Origin of the sequence: Brenneria roseae subsp. americana, from assembly GCF_003115815.1 — a bacterium.
GTDB classification, from domain to species: domain Bacteria; phylum Pseudomonadota; class Gammaproteobacteria; order Enterobacterales; family Enterobacteriaceae; genus Brenneria; species Brenneria roseae.
The window spans coordinates 135,299-149,311 of sequence record NZ_QDKJ01000003.1 but is presented as its reverse complement, the minus strand read 5'-3'; the positions used below and the strand labels follow the sequence as shown (position 1 = coordinate 149,311).

Below are 14,013 nucleotides of genomic sequence, written 5' to 3'. Positions count from 1 at the left end.
TACATGTATACAAAAATAATCGGAACGGGCAGCTATTTGCCTGAACAAATCAGGACGAACGCTGATTTAGAGAAGATGGTGGAGACGTCTGACGAATGGATCGTGACGCGTACCGGCATTCGTGAACGCCGCATTGCCGCGTCAGATGAAAACGTCGCGACCATGGGATGCCATGCTGCGCAAAAAGCGCTGGAAATGGCGGGCATTGACAGATCGCAGGTCGGTTTACTGATCGTGGCGACGACGTCATCAAGTTATGCGTTCCCAAGCTCGGCCTGCCAGATTCAACAGTTGCTCGATATAAAAGATACGATTGCATTTGACCTGGCCGCCGCCTGCGCCGGGTTTACCTATGCGTTAAGCGTGGCCGATCAATATATAAAAAATGGCGCGGTGGATTATGCACTGGTTATCGGTTCCGATACTTTGTCCCGCTCTCTGGATCCAGCAGATCGCGGTACGATCATTCTGTTTGGTGATGGGGCCGGCGCCGTTGTATTGGCAGCATCAGAACAGCCGGGTATTTTGTCTACGCATTTGCATGCGGACGGTCGCTACGGTGAGTTGCTGACGTTGCCGCATCAGGATCGAGCTCATCCGGAGACGCCTGCCTACCTGACAATGGCGGGCAATGAAGTCTTTAAGGTCGCGGTGACTGAATTGGCGCATATTGTTGAAGAAACGCTACAAGCCTCTCAGTTGGATAAAAGCGAATTGGATTGGCTGGTGCCTCATCAGGCAAATTTGCGTATCATCAGCGCGACTGCAAAAAAATTAGGTATGGGAATGGACAAAGTGGTCGTGACGCTGGATCGTCATGGCAACACTTCCGCTGCCTCTGTACCCTCTGCTTTGGACGAAGCGGTGCGCGACGGGCGTATCAAGCCTGGACATCTGGTATTGCTTGAAGCCTTTGGCGGCGGCTTTACCTGGGGTTCTGCATTGGTTCGTTTTTGATTAAACAGGATTTTATATGACGCAATTTGCAATGGTTTTCCCCGGACAGGGATCTCAGACGGTTGGTATGCTGGCTGAACTGGCGGCAGAATATCCGATTGTTACTGAAACTTTTGCTCAGGCTTCTGACGCTTTAGGTTATGATCTGTGGCAGCTTACCCAGCAAGGGCCTGTTGAGGAGTTGAATAAAACCTGGCAGACCCAGCCTGCGTTACTGACGGCATCTGTGGCGATCTGGCGTGTGTGGCAGCAGCAAGGCGGTAAACAGCCTGCGTTGATGTCAGGCCATAGCCTGGGCGAATATTCCGCTCTGGTCTGTGCCGGTGTGCTGGATTTCCAACAGGCAGTCCGCCTGGTCGAATTGCGTGGTAAACTCATGCAGGAAGCGGTGCCGGAAGGTTCGGGGGCAATGTATGCGATCATTGGTCTTGATAATGATGCTATCGCCAAAGCGTGTGAGGAGTCCGCGCAGGGGCAGGTTGTTTCACCCGTAAACTTCAATTCTCCCGGACAGGTTGTTATTGCCGGTAACAAAGAAGCGGTAGAACGAGCGGGGGCGGCTTGTAAAGCGGCAGGCGCCAAACGTGCATTGCCGTTGCCTGTCAGCGTACCATCACACTGTGCATTGATGGAGCCAGCGGCACAAAAACTGGCTGCCGCGCTTGAGTCTATTGATTTCCGGACACCGTCAATCCCTGTCGTCAATAATGTTGACGCGCGTATTGAAACGTCGCCGGAGGCGATCCGCAGTGCGCTGGTGCGTCAACTCCACTGTCCGGTCCGCTGGACCGAATGTGTCGAGTTGATATCATCTCAAGGTGTCGGGTTACTGCTGGAAGTCGGGCCTGGAAAAGTTCTGACCGGTTTAACCAAACGAATCGTCGATACCCTGACAGCCGCCGCGGTGAACGATCCTGCGTCTCTGTCAGCGGCGCTTGAGAAATAAGAACGGAGAAGACAATGAGTTTTGAGGGAAAAATTGCACTGGTTACCGGTGCAAGCCGAGGCATCGGCCGTGCGATAGCTGAGACATTGGTTGCCCGGGGCGCAAAAGTCATTGGGACCGCAACCAGCGAAAAAGGCGCGGAAGCGATCAGTGCGTGGCTGGGGGAAAACGGTAAAGGTTATATACTGAACGTTGCTGATGTGGCGTCAGTCGATAAAGTGTTGGCGGATATTCGTGCTGAATTCGGCGAAATTGACATTTTGATCAATAACGCCGGGATTACCCGCGATAATCTGTTAATGCGTATGAAAGAAGACGAATGGCAGGATATTCTGGATACGAATTTGACATCCGTGTTCCGACTGTCCAAGGCTGTAATGCGCGCTATGATGAAAAAACGGTTTGGCCGTATCATTACTATCGGGTCTGTTGTCGGCACGATGGGTAATGCCGGACAGGCAAACTACGCGGCGGCGAAGGCTGGACTGATTGGTTTCAGTAAATCCCTCGCGCGTGAAGTGGCTTCCCGTGGTATTACGGTCAACGTTGTTGCGCCGGGTTTTATTGAAACAGATATGACTCAGGCGTTGACAGAAGAACAGCGAGCAGGCATTTTGAACCAGGTTCCAGCTAATCGGCTTGGTGATGCTAAAGAAATCGCCAGTGCTGTTGCATTTTTAGCCTCTGACGAGGCAGGTTACATTACCGGCGAAACATTACATGTCAATGGCGGCATGTATATGATCTAAAAAGCACGAAAACTATTTGCGTTATTTGCGGTGATGACCGCAAAATAGCACAAAATCGTGGTTCGACCAGCCGGGATTTTGTTGCATCTTTTTCAACATTTTATACACTACGAAAACCATCGCGAAAGCGAGTTTTGATAGGAAATTTAAGAGTATGAGCACTATCGAAGAACGCGTTAAGAAAATCATCGTTGAACAGCTTGGTGTTAAGCAGGAAGAAGTCGTAAACAATGCTTCTTTCGTTGACGACCTCGGCGCTGATTCTCTTGACACTGTTGAGCTGGTAATGGCCCTGGAAGAAGAATTTGATACTGAGATTCCAGATGAAGAAGCCGAAAAAATCACGACTGTTCAGGCAGCCATCGATTTCATTCAGGCTAACCAGCAGTAAGCGAACATATCTAGGCGGTCATTCGACCGCCTAAGTTTTTTGTCCCGCAGTGTCATATTTTTCCCTCCCTGGAGGACAAGCGTGTCTAAGCGTCGAGTAGTTGTGACCGGACTGGGCATGTTATCTCCTGTCGGCAATACAGTTGAGTCTACCTGGAGTGCTCTTCTTGCCGGTCAGAGTGGCATCAGCCTGATCGACCATTTCGATACTAGTGCCTACGCAACGCGTTTTGCTGGCTTAGTAAAGGATTTTGATAGTGAAGAATTCATTTCGCGTAAAGAAGCACGCAAAATGGATGCCTTTATCCAATATGGGATCGCGGCGGGTATTCAGGCCGTAAAAGATTCCGGTATTGAAGTAACGGCAGAAAATGCACCGCGTATCGGTGCGGCGATTGGTTCCGGCATTGGTGGTCTGGGTCTTATTGAAGAGAACCATAGTTCCCTGGTGAACGGCGGGCCTCGTAAAATCAGTCCGTTCTTCGTGCCTTCAACCATCGTGAATATGGTTGCCGGGCATCTTACCATTATGTACGGCTTGCGCGGTCCAAGTATTTCGATCGCCACGGCTTGTACGTCTGGTGTTCATAATATCGGCCATGCCGCGCGTATCATTGCCTATAACGATGCGGACGTCATGTTGGCGGGTGGGGCGGAAAAAGCCAGTACGCCATTGGGCGTGGGGGGGTTTGGCGCCGCGCGCGCATTATCAACCCGCAACGACAACCCGCAGGCCGCAAGCCGTCCATGGGATAAAGACCGTGATGGTTTTGTACTGGGCGACGGTGCCGGTATGATGGTGCTGGAAGAATATGAGCACGCCAAAAAACGCGGCGCTAAAATCTATGCGGAAGTGGTCGGCTTTGGTATGAGCAGCGATGCCTATCATATGACGTCTCCGCCGGGAAATGGCGCCGGAGCCGCGCTGGCGATGGAAAACGCACTGCGTGACGCCGGGGTATCCACCACTCAGATTGGCTATATCAACGCGCACGGGACTTCTACGTCTGCCGGTGATAAAGCCGAAACTCAGGCCGTCAAGTCTGTGTTTGGCGCGGATGCCAATCGTGTATTAGTCAGTTCGACAAAATCGATGACCGGTCACTTATTGGGTGCCGCAGGGGCAGTTGAATCTATTTTCAGTATTCTGGCACTGCGCGATCAGTCTGTACCGCCAACGATCAATCTGGATAATCCGGATGAAGGTTGCGATCTTGATTTCGTGCCTCATGAGGCGCGTCAGGTCAGCAATATGGAATATACGTTGTGTAACTCTTTTGGTTTCGGCGGAACAAACGGTTCACTGATATTCCGTAAGGTTTGATCATCGCTCTTTATTAAAAAAACCCGGTTTCCGGGTTTTTTTATGGCCGACTATCCCTGCCCGCCGTCGTAAACGATGTTGAAAAACGCTCTCGCGTTTTTTTACTCGCCCCACTCATGGGGCTCGCCTTGCAGGCCGTCGTAAACGACGTTGAAAAACGCTCTCGCGTTTTTTTACTCGCCCCACTTATGGGGCTCGCCTTGCAGGCCGTCGTAAACGACGTTGAAAAACGCTCTCGCGTTTTTTTACTCGCCCCACCTATGGGGCTCGCCTTGCAGGCCGTCGCAAGCGACGTTGAAAAACGCTTCCGCGTTTTTTTGTCCTGTATAAAATCAGATATGGCCGCTTGCCTGGTGGTTTGGTTTACTGACAAGCTGACGACTCTTGGCTGAAAGGAAGAGAGGCATGTATTGGATAAATGGTCAACAGCAGGACATGTTATCAGTTTCGGACCGTGCTACCCAGTTCGGCGATGGCTGTTTTACAACCGCCAGAGTGGGTGATGGTCAGATTATCTGGCTTGATCGTCATATCGTTCGTTTGCAGCAAGCGGCCGAACGCCTGATATTACCGCCCATTGACTGGACGCAACTGACGGAAGAAATGAAACTGGCGGCTCAGGGGCGTCAGCAGGGCGTGGTAAAAGTCATGTTAACGCGAGGTCAGGGAGGCAGGGGTTACAGCAGCCAGGGCTGTGGGCAGGCGACACGTATTATCATGCAGGCTGATTATCCCGCGCATTATGTTCGCTGGCGTGAACAGGGTATTCGTTTGAACCTGAGTCCGGTGGCGTTGGCTAAAAATCCACTGCTGGCAGGCATCAAGCACCTTAATCGTCTGGAACAGGTTTTGATTCGTGCGCATCTGGATCAGACGCCAGCCGATGAGGCTTTGGTGCTTGACACCGCCGGCGCGCTGGTGGAATGCTGTGCGGCTAATTTGTTCTGGCGTAAAGGAAATCAGGTTTATACGCCGGATCTATCCTACGCCGGTGTCGATGGCGTTGCCCGGCAGCATATCCTTTCGCTATTGGACGATACTGATTTTGATGTACACGTTGTCACTGAGCCGCTAACCGCGCTTGCCCAGGCCGACGAGGTTTTAGTCTGTAACGCATTGATGCCCGTGATCCCCGTAAACCAGGCTCACGTCTGGTGTTATCGCTCCAGAGATTTGTATCGGTTTCTGAGCCCTAACTGTTAGTCGATGGTTGATTTATGAAGAGAAAGAAGATTGGTGTTCTGATTGTCGCTTTACTGTTGTTGGCGAGTCTGCTTCTGTGGCAGAAACTACAGCAGTTCGCCAGTTCGCCACTCGCGATTGAACAAGAAACTATTTTTACGCTGCCCACAGGCACAGGGCGTGAAGGTTTGGAAACGTTATTGCTGGATCAGAAGATTATTACCGAAGGGACTTTCTTTCCCTGGTTGCTGCGTGCTGAACCGGAACTGGCAAAGTTTAAAGCGGGAACATATCGTTTCACCACCGGTATGACCGTCCGCGAGATGCTGGCATTATTATCCAGTGGGAAAGAAGCGCAATTTTCTATTCGCTTTGTTGAGGGTTCACGCCTGAGAGATTGGCTCGAAACATTGCGTCAGTCACCCTATATTAAACATGTGCTGGTGGATAAGAGTGTGCAGGAGATTGCGGCGGAGTTGGATATAAAAGATAAATCCAACCCGGAAGGGTGGTTTTATCCAGACACGTATCTGTATACCGCGAATACAACCGATCTGGCTTTGTTGCAACGGGCTCACCAGCGGATGCAGAAAACAGTCGATGACGTATGGAAAGGAAAAGCAGACGGATTACCTTACAAGACGCCGGATGAGTTGCTTACCATGGCATCGATTATTGAGAAAGAGACGGCCGTCAGCGAAGAGCGTCCCCAGGTAGCGTCTGTGTTTGTTAACCGGTTGCGTGTCGGCATGCGTTTACAAACCGACCCAACGGTTATTTATGGCATGGGAGAAGAGTACACTGGCGTGATTACCCGTAAGGCGCTGGATACGCCGACGCCTTACAATACTTATATCATCTCCGGCTTGCCGCCAACGCCAATTGCCATGCCGGGTAAAGCATCGTTGGATGCAGCAGCGCACCCGGCTAAAACGTCATATCTCTATTTTGTGGCTGACGGTAAAGGCGGGCACAGTTTTACCACTAACCTTGCAGATCATAATCGTGCTGTAAGGGTATACCGCTCAGTGTTGAAGGAACGGGATGAACAGTAAATTTATCGTTATTGAAGGGTTGGAAGGCGCGGGGAAAACAACGGCGCGGAATGTTGTCGTCGAGACGCTGCGGGCATATGGCGTTCAGGATGTTATTTTTACGCGTGAGCCCGGCGGTACACCGCTGGCTGAGAAGCTGCGGGAATTGATCAAACAGGGCATGGCGAATGAAAAGGTGACAGACAAAGCGGAATTGCTGATGTTGTATGCCGCCAGAGTACAATTGGTCGATAACGTAATTAAACCTGCGCTGGCCACTGGTCAATGGGTGATTGGCGATCGGCACGATCTCTCCTCACAGGCTTATCAGGGCGGAGGCCGGGGTATCGATCAACAGCTGTTGTTGTCACTGCGTGATACCGTGCTGGGAGATTTTCGTCCTGACCTGACCATCTATCTTGATTTGCCCCCCGCCATTGGATTGCAGCGCGCGCGCGCGCGCGGCGAGCTGGATCGCATTGAACAGGAATCTTTGGCGTTTTTTGAACGTACCCGCGCTCGTTATCAGGCGTTGGCGGCGGCAGATCGTACCATTGTCACCATTGATGCATCCCAGTCGCTGGAACATGTCAGTGAGCAGATTCAGGCAACGCTGCGGGAATGGCTGCAACAGCAGGGATTACATCAGCAGGATGCGCAGTCTGTTGCTTTCTCTCAGGATCGTGACTAATGGATTGGTATCCCTGGCTTAACGCGCCATACCGCCAGTTGATTGCGCAATATCAGGCGGGTAGAGGTCATCATGCCATTTTATTGCATGCGTTACCCGGCATGGGGGATGACTCGCTGGTCTATGCGTTAAGCCGTTGGCTGATGTGTCAGCATCCCGAAGGCATAAAAAGCTGCGGCAAGTGCCACGCCTGTAATTTGATGGTGGCGGGTACACACCCGGACTGGTATACGCTCACCCCTGAAAAAGGGAAGCAGAGTTTGGGGATTGACGCAGTGCGGGGTGTGCTGGATAAGCTTTACCAGCATTCACGGCAGGGCGGAGCCAAGGTGATTTGGCTGCCGTCTGCTGAGCTTTTGACGGAAGCGGCGGCCAATGCCTTATTGAAGACGTTGGAAGAACCACCGCAGCGTACCTATTTTCTGTTTGGCTGCCGTGAACCCTCACGTCTGTTGGCGACGATGCGTAGCCGCTGTTTGTATCAGTATCTGCATGTTCCGGACGAAACGCAGAGTTTACTGTGGTTAAACACGCGCCATAGTTATGATACACCGGCAATACGAACGGCACTGAGGCTACAGGCGGGGGCGCCGCTGGCTGCGGAGATACTGTTGCAACCGGAGCGCTGGAAACAGCGTGACGCATTGTGTCAGGGATTGCTTGCTTCACTGACTTCGCACGATCTGCTTTCGTTAATCCCACAGCTTAATCATGATGATGTCGATGAGCGTATTCACTGGCTGACGTCGCTACTGTTGGATGCGATTAAGTGGCAGCAAGGCGCGGACGAACATCGGGTTAATCAGGATCAGGCGCTGCTGGTTGAACGTTTAGCGCATGCATTTGCCAATGCCCAATTACAGTATGAGCTGCGCCAATGGCTGGTTTGCCGGCAAAAACTATTGATGGTGACCGGCGTTAACCGCGAACTGCTGTTAACGGAACGGTTGCTTGATGCCGAACAGAGCCTGTCCGCCACGGTCCAGCGGCACTTTCATCCATTCTCTGCTTAATCAATCTTGAGTAAATATCATGTTGTTAGTTGATTCCCACTGTCATCTTGATGGTCTGGATTATCAGACGTTACATAAAGACGTCTCTGACGTTCTGGATAAGGCAAAACGCCGCGATGTTGGCTTCATTCTGGCCGTAGCGACTACGCTACCGGGCTTTCGAGCCATGACGGCACAGATCGGTGAGCGAGATAATGTGGCGTTTTCCTGTGGCGTTCATCCACTAAATCAGGATAAGCCCTATGATTATGCCGAACTTCGCCAGCTGGCCGCCGCCAGTCAGGTGGTGGCAATGGGGGAAACAGGGCTGGATTATTATTACCAGCAGGAAACCAAAGTGCAGCAGCAGGAATCTTTCCGCGAGCATATTCGTATTGGCAATGACTTGAATAAACCGGTCATCGTACATACGCGAGCGGCGAGGGAAGATACCATTGCCATTCTGAAGGAAGAGCGGGTAGAGAAGTGCGGCGGGGTGCTGCATTGTTTTACAGAAGATCTGTCCACAGCCAAAACGCTGTTGGACATGGGATTTTATATTTCCTTTTCCGGTATTATCACGTTTCGTAATGCGGAAGAATTACGTGATGTTGCACGCTATGTGCCGCTGGATCGTATGCTGATTGAAACAGATTCCCCCTGGTTGGCGCCGGTTCCTTTCCGGGGACAGGAAAACCAGCCTGCCTATGTTCGTGATGTGGCCGAATATTTATCGGTCCTGAAAGGGACGACGCTGGAAAATCTGGCCGCAGCCACGACGGATAATTTCTCCCGCCTGTTCCAGATCGATCCTGCGCGGTTGACCCCTATTCGGTAGTGGTTGAGAATAGCCGAGTTTTTTTTATCTGTGTAATTAATAGTGACTCATAGAGATCCTGACCTGGTGATCCCTCGTCAGGAATGTCTGTTTTTTAGCGATATATCACAAATAAGCTTAATTTATGCGCTAACTCGACTTGTCGGCTCATGGAAACGTGATAGCTATCAAACATTGAGGAGCCTATTTATTTTACTCTGCGTAAAAATTAAAAGGGGGCTAAGAATCTCCGAAATGCAAAGGATAATCTCCCCACCTTTGCCTATATGAAGTAACAGCACCATTACTCAGGAGCACACTCAATTATGTTTAAGAACGCATTCGCAAACCTGCAAAAAGTAGGTAAGTCGCTGATGCTGCCCGTATCCGTACTCCCTATCGCAGGTATTCTGCTGGGTGTCGGCGCGGCCAACTTCAGCTGGTTACCAGAGGTTGTATCCCATGTTATGGCGGAAGCTGGCGGATCTGTTTTCGCCAACATGCCGTTGATTTTCGCTATCGGTGTCGCTCTGGGGTTCACCAATAATGACGGTGTTTCAGCACTTGCGGCGGTAGTAGCCTACGGCATTATGGTGAAAACCATGGCGGTGGTTGCCCCCCTGGTGTTGCATCTGTCGGCGGCGGAAATTGAAGCGCAGCATTTGGCGGATACCGGCGTACTCGGCGGAATTATCGCCGGCTCTATTGCCGCGTATATGTTTAACCGCTTTTATCGCATTCAGCTGCCGGAATACCTCGGCTTCTTCGCGGGTAAACGTTTTGTGCCGATTATTTCCGGTCTGGTCGCCATCGTGCTCGGCATCGTGCTGTCCTTCATCTGGCCACCGGTCGGTCGCGCTATCCAGGCATTCTCTCAGTGGGGCGCGTATCAAAACCCGGTACTGGCATTCGGCTTGTACGGTATTGTTGAACGTTCTCTGGTGCCTTTCGGCCTGCACCATATCTGGAACGTACCTTTCCAGATGCAGATCGGTGAATTTACCAATGCGGCGGGTCAGGTGTTCCACGGCGATATTCCTCGCTATATGGCAGGCGACCCGACCGCGGGTAAACTGTCTGGTGGTTTCCTGTTTAAAATGTATGGTCTGCCAGCTGCGGCTATCGCGATTTGGCACTCTGCCAAACCGGAAAACCGCGCCAAAGTCGGCGGTATCATGATCTCTGCGGCGTTGACGTCTTTCCTTACCGGGATTACCGAACCTATTGAGTTCTCTTTCCTGTTTGTTGCGCCGATCCTGTATGTGATCCATGCGATTCTGGCTGGTCTGGCGTTCCCGATTTGTATTCTGCTGGGTATGCGTGACGGTACGAGCTTCTCTCACGGTCTGATCGACTTTGTCGTGCTGAGCGGAAACGGTAGCAACCTGTGGCTGTTCCCGATCGTTGGCCTGTGCTATGCATTGATTTACTACACCATCTTCCGCGTGCTGATTGCCAAGCTGAATCTGAAAACACCGGGTCGCGAAGAGTCTTCTTCCGAACAGGTCGCTCAGGATAGCACTGAGATGGCGGCGGCACTGGTTACTGCCTTCGGTGGTAAAGAAAACATCACTAATCTGGATGCTTGTATCACTCGTCTGCGCGTTAGCGTAGGTGATGTATCAAAAGTGGATCAGGCGGGTTTGAAACAGTTGGGTGCTGCGGGTGTGGTGGTTGCGGGTTCTGGGGTTCAGGCAATTTTCGGTACGAAATCTGATAACCTGAAAACCGACATGGACGACTACATCCGTAATCACTAATTGGTTGTTGGGGAGTTTCAAAAGGGAGCCGACAGGCTCCCTTTCAGACAGTTGACCAATCTCTTCATTATCGCCATCGCCGCGCATCTCATTAAAACTTTCCGGCATCGTTGTGTACCTTATCGAGCCAGTTCATCTCAATTTCATCCATCGTATGTTTTTTCGCGCTTGAAATAAATCGCCACACTGATTTTGCTTTGTCGCTACAAGAATCTGATCGACTGCCGATAAAACTATATGAATCGTTCTTTTCGCAAGAAACAGGCGGTAAAACTAGATCGTGGTGTGGGATTAATTTACAAATCACCTGCTGGGCCTAGATGTGACACGCCAATATAAAAAAATTTATATTGAGTTTTCCAGCCTGGGGGAGGAGCGTTTTCCTCGTTGTCGTCAGTCGTTGGCCTGCAAGGAAAGTCCATCATGCATACAGCCATTAATAGTTCCAGATTCGATGTGTTCAGGCAGGTTGTTGAGCAGTCTGTCGATGCCAAAGTGGTTATTGACGAAAACGGACAAATTGTCTTCTTTAATTCCGCCGCGGAAGCGCTGTGGGGAGAACGGCGGGAGGATGTGCTTGGCCGGAAAGTCAGTCTTCTGATGCCCGATATGCATCCTTCTCCAACATGTAGCCAACTTGATGAACACTTTGTGCGTGTTTTGCGGGCGATGGCAGGCACCTACCGTGATATCTCGATCAATCTGATGGATGGCGCGGGCATTAAAACTATCGAGATCGGCCTGTCGCGGATTAACACGGCCGAACGAGTTTTCTATCTGGCTATTGCCAGGGATGTCTCCGTGGCTCGTCGGCAAGAGGAAGAGCGCCGCCTTCTGTCTCGGGCGCTGAATGAGAGCGAATCGGCCATTTATATCACGGATGCTGACTGGCACATCACCTATCTCAATGACGGTTTCACCCGGATGCTGGGCTACACGCTGGCAACCGCGCAGGGGAAAAATCCCCCGCAGTTGCTGAGCCCGCAATCAACCAGCGCTCACAATGCGGCGGTATGGGAATTGTTCAGGCAGGGTAAGCCATTCAGGGGCAACCAGCTGTTATATCGGCGCGATGGCCGACGCCTGTGGGGACATATTATGGAAACCCCTATTCACGATGACCAGGGGAATATTTCCCATATTGTCGGCGTGCTTACCGATATCACGCAGGCGCAGATGTATCAATCCCTGCACCAGCAGGTGCTGGAGGATCTGGTTCGCGAGCAACCGTTGGAACTGGTGATGGAGCAGATGTGTCGTCTGATTGAATCCATTCTCCCCGATACTATCGCCTCAATTATTCGGGTGGATGAACAGCAGTGTCTGCGCGCTCTGGCCGCTCCCAGCCTGCCTGTCGAATATATACATTCATTCGATGGTTTGCCGATCGGCCCGTTGGTTGGCTCCTGTGGCACCGCGGCTTTCCTGAATGAGTCGGTCGTTGTCACCGACATTGCACAAGACCCTCGCTGGGAGACGTGCCGCGATCAGGCTTTGGAACTGGGTTTACGCGCCTGTTGGTCAAGTCCCATTCGCAGCGGTGATGGCCGGGTGATCGGAACCTTCGCTTTTTATTTTTCCCAATGCCGTGAACCTGACATTTTGCACCGGGAAATCGCCGATATATGCACCCATTTATGTGCGCTGGCGTTAGAGCGTGAGGATGCCCGCCGTGATATCCGCCAACTGGCATTCTTTGATACGTTGACGGGACTGCCCAATCGAAATCTGCTGCTGGCCCAGGCCGATCGGATGATTGAAGAGGTTGCACGGGAAGGCTCTCCTTTGGCGGTGCTGTTTATCGATTTGGATCACTTCAAGGCAATCAACGACGCCTACGGCCATGCGACCGGCGATGAGCTGTTGCGCACGATTGCCGACCGAGTGCGGCAGGTCGCACAGGCATCGGATATCGTCGGCAGACTGTCCGGTGATGAGTTCGTTATTGTCCTGCCACACTGCGGCGAGGAGCAGGTTGTTGAAATCCTCGAACGACTACGCGGCGCGATTAGCCAGCCTTGCCAACTGGCCGGTATTACCGTGACGCCACAGTCCAGCATCGGTATCAGTCTGTATCCACATGACGGCAACGACATGACCACGCTGTTATTACACGCCGATCTGGCGATGTATCAGGCCAAACGGACCAGCCGTGGCGGTTTGAGTTTCTACAACAAGGAAATGAATATTGTTGCACGCGAGCGCATGACGATGGAGCATGAACTGCGTCTGGCGCTGGCTAATAAATCACTGAGTCTGGCCTGGCAGCCGCAGGTGAGACTGCGGGATGGCGAACTGAGCGGCGTAGAAGTGCTTGCCCGCTGGTATCATCCTGAACTGGGATATATTCCGCCTACGCGTTTTATCCCGCTGGCCGAAGAGTGCGGCCTGATCCACCAGCTTAGCGACTGGGTATTGGATACTGCTTGTCAGCAACTTGTCCATTGGCGCAATGTGGGTATCTTCGTGCCCGTCATTTCGGTCAATCTTTCCCCGGCAAGTTTCCATAATCCGGATCTTCCCGCGGCGCTTTTTCGTACGCTGGAAAGATATGGTCTGAAAGCAACCGATCTGGTCATCGAAATCACGGAAAATATTCTGCTCGATAATCATCCTAATATTCTGACCTCAATAACCGCTATTCATCGCAGCGGCATCCAATTGTCCATTGACGATTTCGGTACGGGTTATTCCAGTCTGGGCTACCTGCGTCGGTTGCCGATCAGCGAACTCAAACTGGACAAGAGTTTTGTGGACGATCTTGAGCACGATGCCGCCAGCCGGGCGCTGAGCAAGGCGGTTGTCGGCATTGGCGAAGGTCTTGACCTCCGGCTGGTGGCGGAGGGGATTGAAAGGCGCGGGCAACTGGAAATTTTGCAGGAGCATGGATATCAGTCAGGTCAGGGATATCTGTTTTCAAAACCGCTGCCCGCATCGGCCTTTGAGACGTGGGTGGCTGAATACTCTGCTAAACCTGGCGGTGTGCAGTCCGATGAGTGATTGCCCCGTTCAAGGCGTTAAAATGGTACGTGAGGTTCTCCGGATCGGCGTAATGTGGGCGACAGATTATCCATTTGAAACACAAATAAACGAAGAAGGTTGAAAGAAATGGAATATGTCACTCATACTGCCTACATGACTTTGATCTGAGTTTGTTTAAAAAGGAAATCA

General features: G+C 51.7%; 13 protein-coding genes. All 13 read left to right on the top strand.

The features are described from left to right. Nucleotides 1–3 precede the first annotated feature (3 nt). Nucleotides 4–957, top strand: a complete 954-nt coding sequence (locus tag B4923_RS04585) for a beta-ketoacyl-ACP synthase III (RefSeq protein WP_109053194.1) — start codon at nucleotides 4–6, stop codon at nucleotides 955–957. A gap of 16 nt (nucleotides 958–973) precedes the next feature. Then, nucleotides 974–1,903, top strand: a complete 930-nt coding sequence (fabD, locus tag B4923_RS04580; protein ID WP_109053193.1) for an ACP S-malonyltransferase — start codon at nucleotides 974–976, stop codon at nucleotides 1,901–1,903. 14 nt (nucleotides 1,904–1,917) lie between these two features. Continuing rightward, complete coding sequence (fabG, locus tag B4923_RS04575) at nucleotides 1,918–2,652, top strand: 3-oxoacyl-ACP reductase FabG (protein WP_109053192.1); 735 nt, start codon at nucleotides 1,918–1,920, stop codon at nucleotides 2,650–2,652. A gap of 154 nt (nucleotides 2,653–2,806) precedes the next feature. After that, nucleotides 2,807–3,043 (top strand): acyl carrier protein, encoded by a 237-nt coding sequence (gene acpP / locus B4923_RS04570; RefSeq protein WP_005970506.1) that lies wholly within the window; start codon nucleotides 2,807–2,809, stop codon nucleotides 3,041–3,043. Between the two features lie 81 nt (nucleotides 3,044–3,124). Continuing rightward, nucleotides 3,125–4,366 carry a beta-ketoacyl-ACP synthase II gene (gene fabF, locus B4923_RS04565; RefSeq protein ID WP_109053191.1) on the top strand — a complete coding sequence of 414 codons (1,242 nt, stop codon included), beginning with the start codon at nucleotides 3,125–3,127 and terminating at the stop codon, nucleotides 4,364–4,366. Nucleotides 4,367–4,494: 128 nt separating this feature from the next. Continuing rightward, the gene (locus B4923_RS04560; RefSeq protein WP_146187248.1) at nucleotides 4,495–4,758 is read left to right on the top strand and encodes a hypothetical protein; all 264 of its coding nucleotides are present in this window, start codon (nucleotides 4,495–4,497) and stop codon (nucleotides 4,756–4,758) included. A 13-nt stretch (nucleotides 4,759–4,771) separates the two neighbouring features. Beyond that, nucleotides 4,772–5,569 carry an aminodeoxychorismate lyase gene (gene pabC / locus B4923_RS04555; RefSeq protein WP_109053189.1) on the top strand — a complete coding sequence of 266 codons (798 nt, stop codon included), beginning with the start codon at nucleotides 4,772–4,774 and terminating at the stop codon, nucleotides 5,567–5,569. 14 nt (nucleotides 5,570–5,583) lie between these two features. Continuing rightward, nucleotides 5,584–6,603 carry an endolytic transglycosylase MltG gene (gene mltG / locus B4923_RS04550; protein ID WP_109053188.1) on the top strand — a complete coding sequence of 340 codons (1,020 nt, stop codon included), beginning with the start codon at nucleotides 5,584–5,586 and terminating at the stop codon, nucleotides 6,601–6,603. After that, nucleotides 6,593–7,273, top strand: a complete 681-nt coding sequence (gene tmk, locus B4923_RS04545; protein WP_109053187.1) for a dTMP kinase — start codon at nucleotides 6,593–6,595, stop codon at nucleotides 7,271–7,273. The genes mltG and tmk overlap by 11 nt, the downstream gene beginning before the upstream one ends. Continuing rightward, on the top strand, nucleotides 7,273–8,286 hold the full coding sequence (gene holB / locus B4923_RS04540) for a DNA polymerase III subunit delta' (protein ID WP_109053186.1): 1,014 nt from the start codon (nucleotides 7,273–7,275) through the stop codon (nucleotides 8,284–8,286). Before tmk ends, holB begins: the two co-directional genes overlap by 1 nt. A 19-nt stretch (nucleotides 8,287–8,305) precedes the next feature. Then, a complete protein-coding gene (locus tag B4923_RS04535; protein ID WP_109053185.1) occupies nucleotides 8,306–9,103 on the top strand; it encodes a metal-dependent hydrolase in 798 nt (265 codons plus the stop codon). Nucleotides 9,104–9,408: 305 nt separating this feature from the next. Beyond that, a complete protein-coding gene (gene ptsG, locus B4923_RS04530; protein ID WP_109053184.1) occupies nucleotides 9,409–10,842 on the top strand; it encodes a PTS glucose transporter subunit IIBC in 1,434 nt (477 codons plus the stop codon). Between the two features lie 423 nt (nucleotides 10,843–11,265). Beyond that, on the top strand, nucleotides 11,266–13,842 hold the full coding sequence (locus B4923_RS04525) for an EAL domain-containing protein (protein ID WP_109053183.1): 2,577 nt from the start codon (nucleotides 11,266–11,268) through the stop codon (nucleotides 13,840–13,842). Nucleotides 13,843–14,013: the final 171 nt, after the last annotated feature.